This is a genomic window from Streptomyces sp. NPDC094034, from assembly GCF_040303865.1.
Lineage (GTDB): Bacteria > Actinomycetota > Actinomycetes > Streptomycetales > Streptomycetaceae > Streptomyces.
The window spans coordinates 15,058-35,750 of record NZ_JBEOUD010000022.1; the positions used below are offsets into that span (position 1 = coordinate 15,058).

1 protein-coding gene is annotated in these 20,693 nt (G+C 71.6%); it reads left to right on the forward strand.

The annotated features are described in order from the left end of the window. Nucleotide 1: 1 nt before the first annotated feature. Nucleotides 2-20,668, forward strand: a complete 20,667-nt coding sequence (locus ABTZ59_RS20540; protein ID WP_503003248.1) for an SDR family NAD(P)-dependent oxidoreductase — start codon at nucleotides 2-4, stop codon at nucleotides 20,666-20,668. Nucleotides 20,669-20,693: the final 25 nt, after the last annotated feature.

Below are 20,693 nucleotides of genomic sequence, written 5' to 3' on the forward strand. Positions count from 1 at the left end.
AATGAACTCGCCTGAAGGGTCGGAACACATGTCGAACGAGGAGAAGTACCTCGACTACCTCCGGCGGGCCACAGTGGACCTGCAGGAGATGCGCGGCAAGCTGCGCGAGGCCGAGGAGCGCGAGGTCGAGCCGATCGCGATCGTCGGCATGAGCTGCCGGTTCCCCGGCGGTGTGCGCTCGCCGGAGGATCTGTGGCACCTCCTGGCGGACGGCCGGGACGCCGTCTCCGGGTTCCCCACCAACCGTGGGTGGGACCTGGAGGGGCTGTACGACGAGAACCCCGATCAGCAGGGGACCAGCTACACCCGCGAAGGCGGCTTCCTGCACGACGTCGACCAGTTCGACCCGGCGTTCTTCGGTATCTCGCCACGCGAGGCCGCGGCGATGGACCCGCAGCAGCGGCTGCTGCTGGAGACGTCATGGGAGGTGTTCGAGCAGGCGGGCATCGATCCGCACTCGGCGCGGGGCAGCAAGACCGGCGTCTTCATCGGCACCAACGGCCAGGGCTACCTGGCGCGCCTGGCCAAGGGCGGCGTACCGGACGGCTACGAGGGGTACTTCCTCACCGGCAACGCGGCCAGTGTCGTGTCCGGCCGCATCTCCTACGTGCTCGGCCTGGAGGGCCCCGCGCTGACCATCGACACCGCCTGTTCGTCGTCGCTGGTCGCCCTGCATCTCGCGATACACGCGCTGCGGCACAGCGAGTGCGGGCTCGCCGTCGCGGGCGGCGTCACCGTGATGGCGACACCGGACACCTTCATCGAGTTCAGCCGCCAGCGCGGGCTGGCGATGGACGGCCGGTGCAAGCCTTTCGCCGACGCCGCGGACGGCACCGGGTGGGGCGAGGGCGCCGGTCTGTTGCTGCTGGAGCGGCTGTCGGACGCGCGGCGCAACGGGCATCCGGTGTTGGCGGTGGTGCGGGGTTCGGCGGTGAACCAGGACGGTGCGTCGAACGGTCTGACAGCGCCGAACGGTCCGTCGCAGCAGCGGGTGATCCGGGCCGCGCTGGCCCACTCGGGCCTCGTACCGTCCGATGTGGACGCGGTCGAGGCGCACGGCACGGGTACGACGCTGGGTGACCCGATCGAGGCGCAGGCGCTGCTGGCCACCTATGGCCAGGGCAGGCCCGCCGACCGGCCGCTGTGGCTGGGGGCGCTGAAGTCGAACATTGGTCACACGCAGGCCGCCGCGGGTGTCGCCGGTGTGATCAAGATGGTGCTGGCGATGCGGCACGGTGTGCTGCCCAAGACGCTGCACGTGGACCAGCCGTCGTCGCACGTGGACTGGTCGGCGGGTGCGGTGGAACTGCTGGCGGAGGCCCGGCCGTGGCCGGAGACGGGCCGGCCGTGGCGTGCCGGTGTGTCGTCGTTCGGTGTGAGCGGGACGAACGCGCACGTCATCGTCGAGCAGGCTCCCGAGGTGGAGCGGGAGGAAGCCCAAAAACCGGTGGGCGAAGGGCTGGTGCCGCACGACGGGCTGGTGCCCTGGGTGCTGTCGGCGCGTGACGAGGCCGCGCTGCGCGGTCAGGCCGAGCGGCTCCTGTCCTCTGTGAGCGATCAGTCCCCTGTCGATGTGGGTTACTCGCTCGCGACGTCGCGGGCGGTACTGGAGCGCCGTGCGGTGGTGGTCGCCGCCGAACGGTCCGAGTTCCTGGACGCCTTGGCGGCGGTGGCCGATGGTCGAGCGACCGGCGCCGTGGTCACGGGAGCTGTCGACGATCCCGGTCAGGTGGGTTTCCTGTTCTCGGGTCAGGGGTCGCAGCGGCTGGGTATGGGGCGCGAACTGGCCGAGCGTTTCCCGGTGTTCGCGAGCGCCTTGGACGAGGTGCTGGCCGAGTTCGATCCGGTGGTGCGTGAAGTCCTGTTCGGTGAGGACGCCGAAGCGCTGAGTGAGACGGGGGTGACGCAGCCGGCGCTGTTCGCGGTCGAGGTGGCGCTGTTCCGGCTGCTGGAGTCGTGGGGTGTCCGGCCGGACGTGCTGGCCGGGCATTCGATCGGTGAGCTGGCCGCTGCCCATGTGTCAGGGGTGTGGTCGTTGGCCGACGCGGTCAAGGTGGTGTCGGCCCGGGGTGCGTTGATGCAGGCGCTGCCCGAGGGCGGTGCGATGGTCGCGATCCAGGCGACCGAGGCGGAGATCGCGCCGGATCTGCCCGACACCGTGGGGATCGCGGCGGTCAACGGCCCGAACTCGGTGGTGATCTCCGGCGCTGCCGCCGATGTGGAGACGGTCGCGGAGCGGTGGCGCGAGACGGGGCGAAAGGTGTCTCGTCTGCGCGTCAGCCACGCGTTCCATTCGCCGTTGATGGACTCGATGCTGGATGAATTCCGCCGGGTACTGGAAAGCGTGTCGTTCGAGGCGCCCACGATCCCGATCGTGTCGACGCTGACCGGCACGCAGGTGACGGCCGAGGAGTTGGGTTCGCCGGAGTACTGGGTGCGGCATGTGCGCGAGTCGGTGCGGTTCGCGGACGCCGTTGAGGCGCTGGTGGCCGAGGGTGTGGCGACGTTTGTGGAGGTCGGGCCGGGCGGGACGCTGTCCGCGCTGGGTCAGGAGTCCGCCCCCGACGCGACGTTCGTGCCGATGTTGCGCGGTGACCGGCCGGAGGCCGTGGCCGTCACGACCGCCGTGGGGCAGCTGCATGTGCGTGGCGTCCGGGTGGACTGGGAGCCCTTCTTCGCCGGTCGTGGCGCGCGACGGGTGGACCTGCCGACGTACGCGTTCCAGCACGAGCGCTACTGGCTGGACGCGCTGCCCGCGGTCGGTGATGTGACGGCGGCCGGGCTCGGTTCGGCCGACCACCCGCTGCTGGGCGCGGCTGTCACGGTCGGGGGCACGGATGGAGTGCTGCTGACCGGTCGACTGTCGGTTCAGTCCCACCCGTGGCTGGCCGACTATGTGGTCCAGGGTTCGGTTCTGCTGCCCGGTACCGCGTTCGTCGAGCTCGCGGTACGGGCGGGTGACCAGGTCGGGTGTGACCTGGTGGAGGAGCTGACGCTGGAGGCGCCGCTGACGGTACCCGAGCGCGGCGGCGTCCGGGTGCAGGTGTGGGTCGGCGCCGAGGACGAGTCGGGCAGGCGCGAGCTGACCGTCTATTCCAGCGCGGGCGACACCGACGACGACCGGCCGTGGACACGGCACGCCACCGGTGTGCTGCGGGCGGTCGGGCGCTCCGCCGGGACCTCCCTCGTGGAGTGGCCGCCCGCGAGCGCCAAAGTCGTCGACCTGGACGGGCTCTACGACCGCGCGGCCGATGCCGGTTTCGGCTACGGGCCGGTTTTCCAGGGGCTACGGGCCGTGTGGCGGCGCGAGGACGAGGTGTTCGCCGAGGTCGTACCGCCGGACGGTGTGGGCGTGGAGGGTTTCGGCCTGCACCCGGCGCTGCTGGATGCCGCGCTGCACGCCGTGGACCTGGCCGGCGATGCCGACGGGATCGGTCGCTTGCCGTACTCGTGGTCGGGCGTGCGGCTGCACGCCTCGGGCGCGACGGTGCTGCGAGTGCGCCTGGCGCCCGCAGGGGCGGACGAGGTGTCGTTGACGGTGGCGGACGGGGCGGGTGCTCCGGTAGCGACCGTGGACTCGCTGGTGCTGCGCCCGGTGTCGCTGGACCAGCTCGCCGGTGGGGATGGCGGCAACGCGTTGTTCGGTGTCGATTGGGTGCCGGTCCCGCTGTCCGACGACGACGCCCCGACGGTCGAGTGGACCGACCTGGAGACCCTGACACAACCGCGGTCCGACTTCGTGGTCATGTCGTGTCCTGTCACGTCCGCGTCCGGTCCGGTGCCCGCCGCGCACGAGGCGGCGCACTGGGCGCTGAACGCGGTGCAGACGTGGCTGACGGACGAGCGGTTCGACGCGGCCCGGCTGGTCGTGGTGACCGGGGGCGCCGTCGCCGCCGCGTCCGAAGAGCATGTGCGGGACATCGCGCAAGCGGCGGTGTGGGGTCTGGTGCGGTCGGCCCAGTTGGAGAATCCGGACCGGATCGTCCTGGTGGACCTGGACGACGACGTGGCCTCGCTCGATGTGCTGCCCGCCGCGTTGGCCACCGGGGAGTCGCAGATGGCGGTGCGCTCCGGTGCCGTCACCGTTCCGCGGCTGGCCAGGGTTCCGCGGTCCGTGGTGGACGACCCCGGCTTCGGTTCGGGCGCGGTGCTGGTCACGGGTGCGACGGGCACACTGGGAGCTCTCGTCGCGCGGCACCTGGTCGCGGCGCGGGGAGTGCGCAGCCTGCTGCTGGCGAGCAGACGTGGTGCGGCGGCGGAGGGCGCCGAGGAACTGCGTGCCGAACTGGTCGCTCTGGGGGCCGAGGTTGACGTGGTGGCCTGCGACGTGGCCGACCGGGAGGCCGTCGCGGGCCTGCTGGCCGAGCACGAGGTCTCCGCTGTCGTCCACACCGCCGGTGTGCTCGACGACGGAACGATCGGCTCGCTGACGCCGGAGCGGATCGACACCGTGTTCCGGCCGAAGGTCGACGCCGCGTGGAACCTGCACGAGCTGACGAAAGACCTGGACCTCTCGGCGTTTGTGCTGTTCTCGTCGGTGGCGGGCCTCCTCGGCGCCCCTGGACAGGGCAACTACTCGGCGGCGAACACGTTCCTGGACGCGCTCGCCCAGCACCGCCAGGCCGCCGGGCTGCCCGCCACGTCACTGGCGTGGGGCCTGTGGGCCGAGGCCAGCGGTATGACCGGCCAGCTCGACGACGCCGACCTGAAGCGGATGAGCCGGGGCGGCCTGCTCCCCCTCCGTACGGCCGAGGGGCTCGCGCTGTTCGACGCGGCGGGCTCGACCGGGCGTGCCCTGCTCGCGCCGGCGCCTCTTGACCTGCCCGCGTTGCAGCGGCAGGCGCGTACCCACCCCGTGGCGCACATCCTGCGTGGCCTGGTGCGCGGCACGGTGCGCAGGACCGCCGACGCCGGCTCCGTCGCCGAGTCCGCGTTCGCGCACTCGCTGGCCGCGATGACCGCCGCGGAGCGGGAGAAGGCACTGCTGGACCTCGTGCTCGGCCACGTCGCCATGGTGCTGGGCCACAGCTCCGCGCACTCCATCGCGCCCGACCGGGCGTTCAGGGAACTCGGCTTCGACTCGCTGACCGCTGTCGAACTGCGCAACCTCCTCAACGCGGTCACCGAACTGCGCCTGCCCACGACGCTGGTCTTCGACTACCCGACCCCCGCGGCACTGGCGGCTTTCCTCGACGCGGAACTCGCGGGCGCACCCGTCCTGACGGAGACCGCTCACACAGCCGTCGCCGTGGACGAGCCGATCGCGATCGTCGGCATGAGCTGCCGATTCCCCGGCGGGGTGGACTCGCCGGAGGACCTGTGGCACCTACTGGTCGGCGGCGGGGACGCCGTGGTGGAGTTCCCGGCCGACCGCGGCTGGGACCTGGACGCGCTGTACGACCCGGACCCGGCGAGTATCGGCACGTCGTACACCCGCATGGGCGCTTTCCTCGACCGCGCCGGGGAGTTCGACCCCGCGTTCTTCGGGATCTCGCCGCGTGAGGCGCTGGCGATGGATCCGCAGCAGCGGCTGCTGCTGGAGACCTCCTGGGAGGCCTTCGAGCGGGCGGGCATCGACCCGAACTCGCTGCGGGGCAGCCGGGCGGGCGTGTTCGTCGGCACCAACGGCCAGGATTACCCGACATTGCTCATGGCCGCGCCGGACAGCCTGGAAGGGGTGGAGGGATACGTCGGCACGGGCAGCGCGGCGAGTGTCATCTCCGGCCGGCTGTCCTACACGTTCGGCCTTGAGGGTCCCGCGGTCACGGTGGACACGGCCTGCTCCTCGTCGCTGGTGGCGCTGCACTGGGCGAGCCAGGCGCTGCGCTCCGGGGAATGCTCAATGGCGCTGGCCGGTGGTGTGACAGTGATGTCGACGCCGGGCGTGTTCATCGACTTCAGTCGCCAGCGCGGGCTGGCGGAGGACGGGCGCTGCAAGGCGTTCTCGGACAGCGCGGACGGCACCGGGTGGGGCGAGGGCGTCGGCATGCTGCTGCTGGAGCGGCTGTCCGACGCGCGGCGGAACGGTCATCAGGTGCTGGCGGTGATGCGCGGCTCCGCGGTGAACCAGGACGGCGCGTCGAACGGTTTGACGGCGCCGAACGGCCCGTCGCAGCAGCGGGTGATTCGTCAGGCGCTCGCCAGTGCGGGTCTCGCTCCGTCAGAGGTGGACGCGGTCGAGGCACACGGCACGGGTACGACGCTGGGTGACCCGATCGAGGCGCAGGCGCTGCTCGCCACCTACGGGCGGGACCGCTCCGGTGAGCCGTTGTGGTTGGGTTCGGTGAAGTCGAACATCGGTCACACACAGGCCGCCGCGGGTGTGGCGGGTGTGATCAAGATGGTGATGGCGCTGCGGCACGGTGTGCTGCCTCGGACGCTGCATGTCACCGAACCGTCGTCGCATGTGGACTGGTCGGCGGGTGCGGTGGAACTGCTGGCGGAGAATCGGCCGTGGCCGCAGACGGGGCGGCCGTGGCGGGCGGGCGTATCCGCGTTCGGTGTGAGCGGGACGAACGCGCACGTCATCTTCGAGCAGGCTCCCGTGGTGGAGCGGGAGGAAGCCCCGGCGCCGGTGCGCGACGGACTGGTCCCGTGGGTGCTGTCGGCTCGGACCCCCGAGGCGTTACGGGAGCAGGCCGCGCGACTCAGGTTCTTCGTGGACGAAGACGCTGAGTTGACGGTGGCGGACGTGGGTCGTGCGCTGGTGTCTTCGCGGGCGGTGCTGGAGCACCGTGCCGTGGTGGTCGCCGGGGAACGGTCCGAATTCCTGGCCGCTTTGGCGGCCGCGGCCGATGGCCAAGCGACTGGGGCCGTGGTCACAGGGGGTGTCGACGATCCCGGTCAGGTGGGTTTCCTGTTCTCGGGTCAGGGTTCGCAGCGGCTGGGTATGGGGCGTGAACTGGCTGAGCGGTTCCCGGTGTTCGCGGAGGCGCTGGACGGGGTGCTGGGCGCGTTCGATCCGGTGGTGCGTGAGGTGCTGTTCGGTGAGGATGCCGAGGCGCTGAATGGGACGGGGGTGACGCAGCCGGCGTTGTTCGCGGTTGAGGTGGCGTTGTTCCGGTTGTTGGAGTCGTGGGGTGTCCGGCCGGATGTGGTGGCTGGTCATTCGATTGGTGAGCTGGCGGCGGCGCATGTGTCAGGGGTGTGGTCGTTGGCCGATGCGGTCAAGGTGGTGTCGGCTCGTGGTGCGTTGATGCAGGCGCTGCCCGATGGTGGCGCGATGGTGGCGATCCAGGCGTCCGAGGCCGAGGTCGCGCCGGATCTGCCCGACACTGTGGGGATCGCGGCGGTGAACGGTCCGAATTCGGTGGTGGTTTCGGGTGTCGCCGCCGATGTGGAGGTGGTGGCGGAGCTGTGGCGTGAGGCGGGTCGTAAGGTGTCTCGTCTGCGGGTGAGTCACGCGTTCCATTCGCCGTTGATGGATCCGATGCTCGATGAGTTCCGCCGGGTACTGGAAGGCGTGTCCTACGGGGCGCCGGCGATCCCGATCGTGTCGACGCTGACCGGTGCGCGGGCGACGGCAGAGGAGTTGGGTTCGCCGGACTACTGGGTGCGGCATGTGCGGGAGTCGGTGCGGTTCGCCGACGCCGTCGAGACGCTGATCGCCGAGGGCGCGGTCACGTTCGTCGAGATCGGGCCGGGCGGGACGCTGTCCGCGCTGGGTCAGGAGTCGGCGCCGGAGGCGACGTTCGTACCGGCGCTGCGGGCGGATCGGTCGGAGGCCGTGGCCGCTACGACGGCCGCGGGACAGTTGTACGTACGTGGTGTACGGGTGGAGTGGGAGTCCTTCTTCGAGGGCAGTGGCGCGCGTCGGGTGGATCTGCCCACCTACGCTTTCCAGCGCGAGCGCTACTGGCCCATCGTGCGGCCCGCGATGGGTGATGTCACGGCGGCCGGGCTCGGTGCGGCCGAGCACCCGTTGTTGGGTGCGACCGTCGCTCTCGGCGGTACGGACGGTGTGCTGCTCACCGGACGTCTGTCGGCCCAGACCCACCCCTGGCTGGCCGATCACGCGGTACTCGACTCGATCCTGCTGCCCGGCACCGCCTTCCTTGAGCTGGCGATCCGTGCGGGTGACCAGGTCGGGTGCGACCTGGTCGAGGAATTGACGCTGGAGGCGCCGCTCGTCCTGCCCAGGAGCGGCACGGTGCGCGTACAGGTGTGGGTCGGTGCGGAGGACGAGTCGGGCCGGCGCGAGCTGACCCTCCACTCCAGCGCCGGTGACAGCGATGACGGCCGTTCGTGGACCCGGCACGCCATCGGTGTGCTGCGGGCAGGCGGGCGCTCTGCGGGGGCTTCCCTGGCCGAGTGGCCGCCCGCCGGTGCCGAGGCCGTGGACCTGGCCGGCTTCTACGAGCTCATGGCCGACGGCGGGTTCGGCTACGGGCCGGTGTTCCAGGGGCTGCGTGCGGCATGGCGGCACGATGGCGAGGTGTTCGCCGAGGTCGCGCTGCCCGAGGGCGTGGGTGCCGACGGATTCGGTCTGCATCCGGCGCTGCTGGACGCGGCGCTGCACGCCATCGGCCTCGCAGACGACGCCGACGGCGTAGGCCGGTTGCCGTTCGCGTGGTCGGGCGTGCGGCTGCACGCCTCCGGCGCGGAGATGCTGCGGGTACGGTTGACCCCCTCCGGGGCGGACCGGGTCGCGTTGACGGTCGCGGACGGGGCGGGCGCCCCGGTGGCCACGATCGACTCACTGGTGATCCGACCGGTCTCGCAGGAGCAATTGGCGGATGACGATCTCGCCGACGCACTGTTCGGCGTGGACTGGGTGCCGGTGCCGCTACCCGACGGCGATCCCCCGACGACCGAGTGGACCGAGCTGGAGACGCTGACGCCGTCGGCGCAACTGCCCGACTACGTCGTCCTGACACGTCCGATCATGTCCGCGTCCAACCCCGTTTCCTCGGCGCACGAGGCGGCGCACTGGGCACTCGACGCGGTCCAGACCTGGCTGACGGACGAGCGGTTCGACGCGGCACGCCTGGTCGTGGTGACCGGCGGCGCCGTCGCTGTCTCGGACAACGAGGACGTACGGGACGTCGCGCAGGCCGCTGTGTGGGGCCTGGTGCGGTCGGCGCAGTCGGAGAACCCGGACCGGATCGTGCTGGTCGACCTCGACGACGAAGTGGCCTCGCTCGACGCGTTGCCGTCCGCGTTGGCCACTGGGGAGCCGCAGTTGGCGGTGCGCTCCGGCGATATCCGAGTGCCCCGTCTTGCCAGGGTGGGGCGGTCGGTGGTGGATGAGCCCGGGTTTGGTTCGGGTGCGGTGCTGGTCACGGGTGCGACGGGCACGTTGGGTGGTCTGGTTGCCCGGCATCTGGTGGTGGAGCGGGGTGTGCGGAGTCTGCTGCTGGTCAGCAGGCGTGGTGTTGCGGCGGAGGGTGCGGAGGAGTTGCGCGAGGAGTTGGTTGCGCGGGGTGCCGAGGTGGTGTTCGCGGCGTGTGATGTGGCGGACCGGGAGGCGGTGGCGGCGCTGCTGGCCGAGCATCCCGTGACCGCTGTCGTGCATACCGCGGGTGTGCTGGACGACGGCACGATCGGGTCGCTGACGCCGGAGCGCATCGACACCGTGTTCCGGCCGAAGGTCGACGCGGCATGGCACCTGCACGAGCTGACCCGTGACCTGGACCTGTCGGCATTCGTGCTGTTCTCCTCCGCCTCCGGCGTGTTCGGTGGTCCTGGCCAGGGCAACTACGCGGCGGCGAACACGTTCCTGGACGCGCTCGCGCAGCACCGGCGCTTCGCCGGCCTGCCCGCGACGTCGCTGGCGTGGGGCTTGTGGGCCGAAGCCAGTGGTATGAGCGGTCAGCTTGACGAGGCCGATGTGAAGCGGATGAGCAGGGGCGGTCTGATCCCGCTCCGTACCGCCCAGGGGCTCGCTCTCTTCGACGTGGCGGGTTCGACGGGACGTGCCGTGCTCGCGCCGGTGCCCCTGGACCTGCCCGCCCTGCACCGGCAGGCACGTTCACACCCGGTGGCGCTCGTCCTGCGCGGTCTGGTGCGCGGCACGGCACGCAGGGCAGTCGAGCGCGCGGCCGTCGCGGGCTCGGCGCTGGCCGAGTCGCTGGTGGGACTCACCGACGCCGAGCGGGAGAAGGTACTGCTGGACCTCGTGCTCGGCCACGTCGCCATGGTGCTGGGCCACAGCTCGGCGCACGCCATCGCACCCGACCGCGCGTTCAGGGAACTCGGCTTCGACTCCCTCAGCGCTGTCGAACTGCGCAACAACCTCAACGCGGTCACCGAGCTGCGCCTGCCCGCGACGCTGGTCTTCGACTACCCGACCCCCGAGGCGGTGGCCGCCTTCCTCGGCACCGAACTCGCGGGTTCTCCGGTCGTCACGGCGGCGACCGCTCGCGCGGTGGCCACCGTGACCGACGAGCCGATCGCGATCGTCGGCATGAGCTGCCGCTATCCCGGCGGGGTGAACTCGCCCGAGGACCTGTGGCAGCTCGTGCTGAACGGTGTCGACGCCATTGGCGAGTTCCCCGCCAATCGCGGCTGGGACGTGGAGAGGCTGTACCACCCGGACCCGGAACACATGGGCACCTCCTACACGCGTGAAGGCGGCTTCCTGTACGACGCCGATCAGTTCGACCCGGCGTTCTTCGGGATCTCGCCCCGTGAGGCGCTGGCGATGGATCCGCAGCAGCGGCTGCTGCTGGAGACCTCCTGGGAGGCGTTCGAACGGGCGGGGATCGCCCCGGAGTCGGTGCGGGGCAGCGCGACCGGTGTGTTCGCGGGTCTGATGTACCACGACTACGCGGCGCGGCTGCGTTCCGTACCGGAGGACGTGGAAGGCTATCTGGGCACCGGCGCGTCCGGCAGTGTCGCGTCCGGCCGCGTCGCCTACGTGCTGGGGCTTGAGGGCCCCGCGGTCACGGTGGACACGGCGTGCTCGTCGTCGCTGGTCGCCCTGCACATGGCGGTGCAGGCGCTGCGGTCCGGGGAGTGCGATATGGCGCTGGCCGGCGGCGTCGCCGTGATGGCCACCGCGGGTACGTTCGTGGACTTCAGCCGCCAGCGGGGTCTGGCCGCCGACGGTCGGTGCAAGTCGTTCTCCGACAGCGCGGACGGCACCGGTTGGGGCGAGGGCGTCGGCATGCTGCTCGTGGAGCGGCTGTCGGACGCCCGGCGCAACGGTCACCAGGTGCTGGCAGTCGTGCGCGGCTCCGCGATCAACCAGGACGGCGCGTCGAACGGTCTCACCGCGCCCAACGGTCCGTCGCAACAGCGGGTGATCCGCCAGGCGCTCGCCAGTGCCGGGCTGTCCCCGTCGGATGTGGACGCGGTGGAGGCGCATGGGACCGGTACGACGCTGGGTGACCCGATCGAGGCACAGGCGCTGCTGGCCACCTACGGCCAGGATCGCGCTGGTGATCCGCTGTGGCTCGGCTCGATCAAGTCGAACATCGGCCACACCCAGGCAGCGGCCGGGGTCGGCGGCATCATCAAGATGGTCATGGCGCTGCGGCACGGTGTGCTGCCACCGACCCTGCACGCCGACGAGCCCACGTCCCAGGTGGACTGGTCCGCCGGTGATGTCGAACTGCTGACGGAGGCCCGGCCCTGGCCGGAGACGGGTCGCCTGCGTCGTGCCGGTGTGTCGTCGTTCGGTGTGAGCGGCACGAACGCGCACACCATCATCGAGCACGCGCCGAGCGAGGATCCCCTTCCGGTACCGGTCCCGGTCGACGGTGTCGCACCATGGGTGGTGTCGGGCCGGAGCGCGGAAGCGCTGCGGGAGCAGGCATCGCGGCTGCGGGAGCGTGTCGCGGGCGATCCGGGGATCGGCGTGCTGGACGTCGCCTACTCGCTGGCCGCGACGCGGTCCGCCTTCGACCACCGGGCCGTCGTCGTGGCGGACGACCGTGAGGCGCTGCTGGACGGCCTCGCCGCACTGACCGAGGAGCGGCCGTTCCCCGGCCTGGTCACCGGGTCCGTCGCCGTCGGCGGTGTGGGTTTCCTGTTCTCGGGCCAGGGTTCGCAGCGGCTCGGGATGGGGCGTGAACTGTCCGCCCGATTCTCGGTGTTCGCGAGCGCCTTGGACGGAGTGCTGGGCGCGTTCGACCCGGCGGTGCGTGAAGTCCTGTTCGGCGGGGACGCCGAGGCGCTGAATGAGACAGGAGTGACACAGCCGGCGTTGTTCGCGGTTGAGGTGGCGTTGTTCCGGCTGCTGGAGTCGTGGGGCATTCGACCCGCGATGCTGGCCGGACACTCGATCGGTGAGCTGGCGGCGGCGCATGTGGCGGGTGTGTGGTCGTTGGCCGATGCGGTCAACGTGGTGTCGGCTCGTGGCGTGCTGATGCAGGCTCTGCCCGAGGGCGGTGCGATGGTGGCGATCCAGGCGTCCGAGGCCGAGGTCGCACCGGACCTGCCCGACACTGTGGGCGTCGCGGCGGTGAACGGGCCGAACTCGGTGGTGGTTTCGGGTGTCGCCGCCGATGTGGAGGCTGTTGCCGAGCGGTGGCGTGAGGGCGGTCGGAAGGTGACCCGGCTTCGGGTGAGTCACGCGTTCCATTCGCCATTGATGGATCCGATGCTCGATGAGTTCCGCGCGGTGCTGGACGGCGTGTCGTTCGAGACGCCCACGATCCCGATCGTGTCGACGCTGACGGGCCGGTTGGCGACGGCCGAGGAGTTGGCCTCGCCGGAGTACTGGGTGCGGCACGTACGGGAGTCGGTGCGGTTCGCCGACGCCGTCGAGACGCTGATCGCCGAGGGCGCGGTCACGTTCGTCGAGATCGGGCCGGGCGGCACGCTGTCGGCGCTGGGCCAGGAGTCCGCGCCGGAAGCGACCTTCGTACCGGCGCTGCGCGGCGATCGCCCGGAGGAGCCGGCGCTGATCTCCGCGGTGGCACAGCTGTCCACGCGGGGCGTACGGGTGGACTGGGAGGCGTTCTTCGCCGGTCGTGGCGCGCGGCGGGTGGACCTGCCGACGTACGCCTTCCAGCACCGGCGCTACTGGCTGGACGCCGGGGTCTCGGCCGCCGACCTGGACGCGGCGGGGCTCGGTTCGGCCGACCACCCGCTGCTCAGTGCGGTCGTCGACACGGCGGACTCGGACGGTCGGCTCTTCACGGGCCGGTTGTCCCTGGAGTCCCAGCCGTGGCTGGCGGACCACGCGATCCAGGGCTCGGTCCTGTTGCCCGGCACGGCGTTCGCCGAGCTGGCGATCCGCGCGGGCGATCAGCTCGGCTGCGACCTGGTCGAGGAGCTGACGCTGGAGGTGCCGCTCGTGGTGCCCGAGCGCGGCGGCGTCCGGGTGCAGGTGCGAGTGGGTGTGCCGGACGAGTCCGGTCGTCGTTCGGTGGCGGTGTACGCGCGGGACGACGACGGTGAGTTGTGGGTGCGGCACGCGAGTGGCGTGCTTGCGAGCGGCGGTGCCGAGGTACCGTCGGTCGATGTCGGTGCCTGGCCGCCCGCCGGGGCGGAGGCGGTGGACCTGGCCGGGCTCTACGACCGGATGGCCGATGGCGGTTTCGGTTACGGGCCGGTGTTCCAGGGGCTGCGGGCCGCATGGCGCAGTGGGGACGAGGTGTTCGCCGAGGTCGCGCTGCCGGAGGGGGTGGGCGCGGACGGATTCGGGCTGCATCCGGCGCTGCTGGACGCGGCGCTGCACGCCATTGGCCTGATGGGTGATTCCGACGGTTCCGGCAAGCTGCCGTTCTCGTGGTCGGGTATGCGATTGCACGCTTCCGGTGCGACGGTGCTGCGGGTGCGGTTGTCGCGCGCGGGGTCGGACGGGGTGGCGCTGGCCGTGGCGGACGGGGCGGGAGCTCCGGTGGCCACGATCGACTCACTGGTCCTGCGCCCGGTGGCGGCGACGCTGTCGCGGCAGGGATGGGAGTCGTTGTTCCGGCTGGACTGGGTGACCGCTTCGGCGTCGGCCGGGGGTGCCGGTTCTGTTGCGGAGTTCGCGGACTGGGCCGCTGTGCGGTCGGCGCTGGACGCGGGGGAATCACTGCCGGAGTACGTCGTGGTGCGGTGTGCCGAGTCGCGCGATGTGGCCGCCGTACGCCCCGAGGTGCTGGCCGCGCTGGAGCTGGTACAGGGTTGGTTGGCCGACGACCGCTGTGCGTCCTCGCGGCTGGTGCTGGTGACCCGGGGCGCCGTCGCGGTCGGTCGTGAGGACGACGTGCCGGATCTGGCGGCGAGCGCGGTGTGGGGTCTGGTGCGGACGGCGCAGTCGGAGAACCCGGACCGCTTCGTACTCGTGGACATCGGCGACGAGGACGGCTGGAGGCCGGCGCTGGCGACCGGGGAGCCCCAGGCCGTCGTGCGGGACGGACGGGTGTTCGTGGCCCGCCTGGCGCGGGTACGGCCGCAGGCCGGCACCGACCAGGCGTTCGGGCCGCACAGTTCGGTCCTGGTGACAGGCGCGTCAGGCGCGCTGGGCGGTCTGGTCGCCCGGCACCTCGTCGGCAGCCACGGGGTCGGGCGGCTGGTGCTGGCGAGCAGGCGTGGCCATGTGGGCGATCTGTACGACGAGTTGGTCGGACTCGGCGCCGAGGTGACCGTGGCCGCCTGTGATGTGGGTGATCGGGAGGCGGTGGCGACGCTGCTGGCCGAGCATCCTGTGACGGCTGTCGTGCATACCGCGGGTGTGCTGGACGACGGTACGATCGGGTCGCTGACGCCGGATCAGGTCGACACGGTGTTCCGGCCGAAGGTCGACGCGGCGTGGCACCTGCACGAGTTGACCCGTGACCTTGACCTGTCGGCGTTCGTGCTGTTCTCGTCGGTGGCCGGCACTCTCGGTGGCCCGGGCCAGGGCAACTACGCGGCGGCGAACACGTTCCTGGACGCGCTCGCGCAGCACCGCCGTACTCAGGGCCTGCCCGCGACCTCGCTGGCGTGGGGCCTGTGGGCGGACGGCATGGGTGCTCGGGTGGCACATTCCGCCTCCACCGGTCTGTCGGCGGAAGAGGGGGTCGCGCTCTTCGACGTCGCGGTCTCCGGGACCGACCCGGTCGTCGTACCGATGCGGCTCGACCTGAAGGCCGTACGGGAACTCCCGCTGGTGCCCCCGGTGTTCAGCGGCCTGGTCCGGACGACCAGCCGCAGGGCGGCGGGGAGCGGCGCCGACCCGGCCGCCGCGCTGCGGAACCGGCTGGCACCGCTGGCCGAGGCCGAACGCGACCGGATACTGCTCGACCTCGTCCGTACCCAGGCCGCCGCGGTGCTCGGCCACTCCGGGCCGGAGGCGGTCGGGTCCGGCCAGGCGTTCACGGAGCTGGGATTCGACTCGCTGACCGCCGTCGACCTGCGTAACCGGCTGGGCGCGGCCACCGGGCTGCGCCTGCCCGCCACGCTGGTCTTCGACTATCCGACCCCCACGGCGCTCGCCGCCTTCGTCGGCGCCGAGTTCGCGGGCGCGCCGGTCGCCGCGGCGACCACCGGCACGGCCGCGACCGTGACCGACGAGCCGATCGCGATCGTCGGCATGAGCTGCCGCTATCCCGGCGACGTCCGCTCGCCTGAGGACCTGTGGCGGCTGGTCGCCGACGGAGCCGAGGGCATCACACTGTTCCCGACCGAGCGCGGCTGGGACACCGACGAGCTCTACGACCCGTCGGGCGAGAGGGTCGGCAGCTCCTACACCCGTGAGGGCGGCTTCCTGCACGACGCCGACCTGTTCGACCCGGCGTTCTTCGGGATCTCGCCGCGCGAGGCGTTGGCGATGGACCCGCAGCACCGGTTGCTGCTGGAGACCTCCTGGGTGGCGTTCGAGCGGGCCGGCATCGACCCCAGATCACTGCGGGGGAGCACGACCGGTGTGTTCGCGGGCGTGATGTACCACGACTACGCGAGCCAACTGCACGGTGTACCGAAGAGCGTCGAGGGCTATCTCGGTACGGGCAACGCGGGCAGTGTCGCGTCCGGCCGTGTGTCCTACACGTTCGGCCTTGAAGGCCCCGCGATGACCGTGGACACGGCGTGCTCGTCGTCGCTGGTCGCCCTGCACCTGGCGGCACAGGCGCTGCGGTCGGGCGAGTGCTCGCTCGCCCTCGCGGGTGGCACCACCGTCATGTCGACGCCCTCCGCGTTCATCGACTTCAGCCGCCAGCAGGGCCTGTCGCCGGACGGCCGGTGCCGCTCGTTCTCGGACGACGCCAATGGGACCGGCTGGGGCGAGGGTGTCGGCATGCTCGTGCTGGAGCGGTTGTCGGACGCCCGGCGCAACGGTCACCAGGTGCTGGCGGTGATCCGTGGTTCGGCGGTGAACCAGGACGGCGCGTCGAACGGGCTGACCGCGCCGAACGGCCCGTCGCAGCAGCGCGTCATCCGCCAGGCCCTGGCGAACGCTGGACTGGCGCCGTCCGAGGTGGACGCGGTCGAGGCGCACGGCACGGGTACGACGCTGGGTGACCCGATCGAGGCGCAGGCGCTGCTGGCCACCTACGGGCGGGACCGGGCGGGCGAGCCGCTGTGGCTGGGCTCGCTGAAGTCCAACATCGGTCACACCCAGGCCGCCGCCGGTGTGGGTGGCGTCATCAAGATGGTGATGGCGATGCGGCACGGTGTGCTGCCGAAGACGCTGCACGTCGGCGAGCGCTCCCGGAACGTCGACTGGTCGGCGGGTGCGGTGGAACTGCTGACCGAGGCGCGGCCCTGGCCCGAGACGGACCGCCCCCGGCGGGCGGGTGTGTCGTCCTTCGGCTTCAGCGGTACCAACGCGCACGTCATCATCGAGTCCATGTCGGGCGTCGACGCGCCGCGCGTTTCCGACGCCGGGGTGCCGCTCGGTCCCTGGCTGGTGTCCGGCCGTACCGAGAGCGCCTTGCGTGACCAGGCGGTGCGGCTGCGTGACCACCTGACCGCCCGGCCCGACCTCGACCCTGCGGACATCGCCCGTGCGCTCGCGACGTCGCGTGCCAACTTTGAGCACCGGCTCGCCGTCGTCGGGCGGGACGTGACCGACTTGGTGGCCGGGCTCACCGACATCGTCGAGGGGCGGCCGGCCGCCGGGTCTGTACGAGGTGTCGCCGACGAGCACCGGGTGGGTTTCCTGTTCTCGGGTCAGGGTTCGCAGCGGCTGGGTATGGGGCGTGAACTGGCTGAGCGGTTCCCGGTGTTCGCGGAGGCTCTGGACGGTGTGCTGGGCGAGTTCGGTCCGGTGGTGCGTGAGGTGCTGTTCGGTGAGGACGCCGAGGCGCTGAATGAGACGGGGGTGACGCAGCCGGCGTTGTTCGCGGTTGAGGTGGCGTTGTTCCGGTTGTTGGAGTCGTGGGGTGTCCGGCCGGATGTGCTGGCCGGGCATTCGATTGGCGAGCTGGCGGCGGCGCATGTGGCCGGTGTGTGGTCGTTGGCCGACGCGGTCAAGGTGGTGTCGGCTCGGGGCGCGTTGATGCAGGCGCTTCCCGAGGGCGGTGCGATGGTGGCGATCCAGGCGTCCGAGGCCGAGGTCGCGCCGGATCTGCCCGACACTGTGGGCGTCGCTGCGGTGAACGGCCCGAACTCGGTGGTGGTTTCGGGTGTCGCCGCTGACGTGGAGGTGGTGGCGGAGCTGTGGCGTGAGGCGGGTCGTAAGGTGACGCGGCTCCGTGTCAGCCACGCGTTCCATTCGCCGTTGATGGACCCGATGCTCGATGAGTTCCGCGCGGTGCTGGAGGGTGTGTCGTTCGAGGCACCGTCCATTCCGATCGTGTCGACGCTGACCGGTGGCCGGGCGACGGCCGAGGAGTTGGTCTCGCCGGAGTACTGGGTGCGGCACGTACGGGAGTCGGTGCGGTTCGCCGACGCCGTGGTCGCCACCGGAGCGGACGTCCTCGTCGAGATCGGACCCGGTGGCGTGCTGTCTGCGCTGGGCCAGGAGTCCCTGCCGGACGCGGCGTTCTTCCCGGTGCTACGCGGTGACCGGACGGAGGACGGCGCCCTCATGACCGCGCTCGCCGAGTTGCATGTGCGGGGCGTACACGTCGACTGGGCCGCCTACTTCGCGGGCAGCGGCGCACGGCGGGTGGATCTGCCGACGTACGCGTTCCAGTACCAGCGGTTCTGGCCCGACACGAGCGTGCGGCCCGCCACCGACGCGACCGGGCTCGGGCTCGGTTCCGCCGACCACCCGCTGCTGGGTGCGGCGGTCACCCCGGCGGACGAGGACACCGTCCTGTTCACCGGCAGGCTGTCCCGGCGGACGCACCCGTGGCTGGGCGATCACGCCATCCAGGGTTCGGTGCTGATTCCCGGTACGGCGTTCCTTGAGTTGGCGGTGCGTGCCGGTGACCAGGTCGGGTGCGACCTGGTCGAGGAGCTGACGCTGGAGGCGCCACTCGTCCTGGCGGAGAACGGCTCGGTGCGGGTACAGGTGCGGGTCGGTGTGCCGGACGAGTCCGGTCGTCGTCCCGTGACGGTGCACGCGCGGGACGACGACGGTGAGTTGTGGGTGCGGCACGCGAGTGGCGTGCTCGCGAGCGGCGGTGCCGAGGTACCGTCGGTCGATGTCGGTGCCTGGCCGCCCGCCGGGGCGGAGGCGGTGGACCTGGCCGGGCTCTACGACCGGATGGCCGATGGCGGTTTCGGTTACGGGCCGGTGTTCCAGGGGCTGCGGGCCGCATGGCGCAGTGGGGACGAGGTGTTCGCCGAGGTCGCGTTGCCCGAAGACGTGAGTGCCGACGGATTCGGTCTGCATCCGGCGCTGCTGGACGCGGCGCTGCACGCCATCGGCCTGATGGGTGATTCCGACGGTTCCGGCAAGCTGCCGTTCTCGTGGTCGGGTGCGCGGCTGCACGCTTCCGGTGCGACGGTGCTGCGGGTGCGGTTGGCGCGCGCGGGGTCGGACGGGGTGGCGCTGACCGTGGCGGACGGGGCGGGAGCTCCGGTGGCCACGATCGACTCACTGGTGCTGCGCCCCGTGTCGGCGGGTTCGCTGGGGTCGGCGCGCAGGCATGAGTCGCTGTTCCGGCTGGACTGGGTGACCGCTTCGGCGTCGGCCGGGGGTGCCGGTTCCGCGGCGGAGTTCGCGGACTGGGCCGCTGTGCGGTCGGCGCTGGACGCGGGGGAATCGCTGCCGGAGTACGTCGTGGTGCGGTGTGCCGGGTCGCGCGATGTGGCCGCCGTACGCTCGGAGGTGCTGGCCGTTCTGGAGCTGGTACAGGGTTGGCTGGCCGACGACCGCTGTGTGTCCTCGCGGCTGGTGCTGGTGACCCGGGGCGCCGTCGCGGTCGGTCGTGAGGACGACGTGCCGGATCTGGCGGCGAGCGCGGTGTGGGGTCTGGTGCGGACGGCGCAGTCGGAGAACCCGGACCGCTTCGTACTCGTGGACATCGACGACGAGGACGGCTGGAAGTCGGCCGTCACCGGCACGGAACCCGAACTGGCCCTGCGGGCGGGTGGGTTGTTCGTGCCGAGGCTGGCGCGTGCGGGTGTGGTGGAGTCGGAGGGGCCGGGGTTCGGTGTGGGGCCGGTGTTGGTGACCGGTGCGAGTGGGATGCTCGGTGGTCTGGTGGCGCGGCATCTGGTGGTGCGGCACGGGGTCGGGCGGCTGGTGCTGGCGAGCAGGCGTGGCCATGTGGGCGATCTGTACGACGAGTTGGTCGGACTCGGTGCCGAGGTGACCGTGGCCGCCTGTGATGTGGGTGATCGGGAGGCGGTGGCGGCGTTGTTGGCCGAGCATCCTGTGACGGCTGTCGTGCATACGGCGGGTGTGCTGGACGACGCCACGATCGGGTCGCTGACGCCGGATCAGGTCGACGCGGTGTTCCGGCCGAAGGTCGACGCGGCGTGGCACTTGCACGAGCTGACCCGTGACCTGGACCTGTCGGCGTTCGTGCTGTTCTCCTCCGCCGCGGGAACGCTGGGCAATCCCGGCCAGGGCAACTACGCGGCGGCCAACGCGTATCTCGACGCCCTCGCCCAGCACCGGCGTGCCGGCGGCCTGCCCGCGACCTCGCTGGCATGGGGCCTGTGGGTCGGAGAGGACGGGATGGGCGCCCGGATGGCCGGGACCGGGGCCCTGGGCCTCTCCACCGAGGAGGGCCTTGAGCTGTTCGACGCGGTGGCCGTGGGCGCGGATCCGGTTGTCGTGCCGATGCGGCTCGACCTGCGGGCCATCCGGCAACTCCCTGTGGTGCCACCGGTGTTCAGCGGTCTGGTGCGTACGACGACCCGCAGGGCGGTGGACACCGGGGTCGACCCGGCCGCCGTGCTGCTGGACCGGCTGGCGGCGCTGCCGAAGACCGAACGGACGTCCGCCCTGGTGGACGTGGTGTGCACGCAGGTCGCCGCCGTGCTGGCGCTCCCCGGTCCCGAGGCGGTCGACGAGCGGCGCGCCTTCACCGAGCTGGGCTTCGATTCGCTGACCGCCGTCGACCTGCGTAACCGACTGGGCGCGGCCACCGGGCTGCGGCTGCCCGCGACTCTGATATTCGACTACCCGACCCCGCTCGACCTGGTCGGCCTCCTCTCGGAAGGACTCGTCGTCGACGAGCCCGGCGGAGTGGCGCCGCTGCTCGCAGAGTTGAGCCGTATCGAGGCGAGCCTCGCCTCGATCGAGCTCGGCGACGACGAGGACGACCGGATCGGCGCCCGTCTGTCGGCGTTGCTGGCCGTGTGGCGCGACAGTCGTGCCGACGCCGCCGCGCAGGTGTCCGACGATCTCGACGACGCGACCGACGACCAGGTATTCGAGCTCCTCGGTAAAGAGTTCGGCATCTCCTGACCCGCCCGACCACCCCACTGGCTTG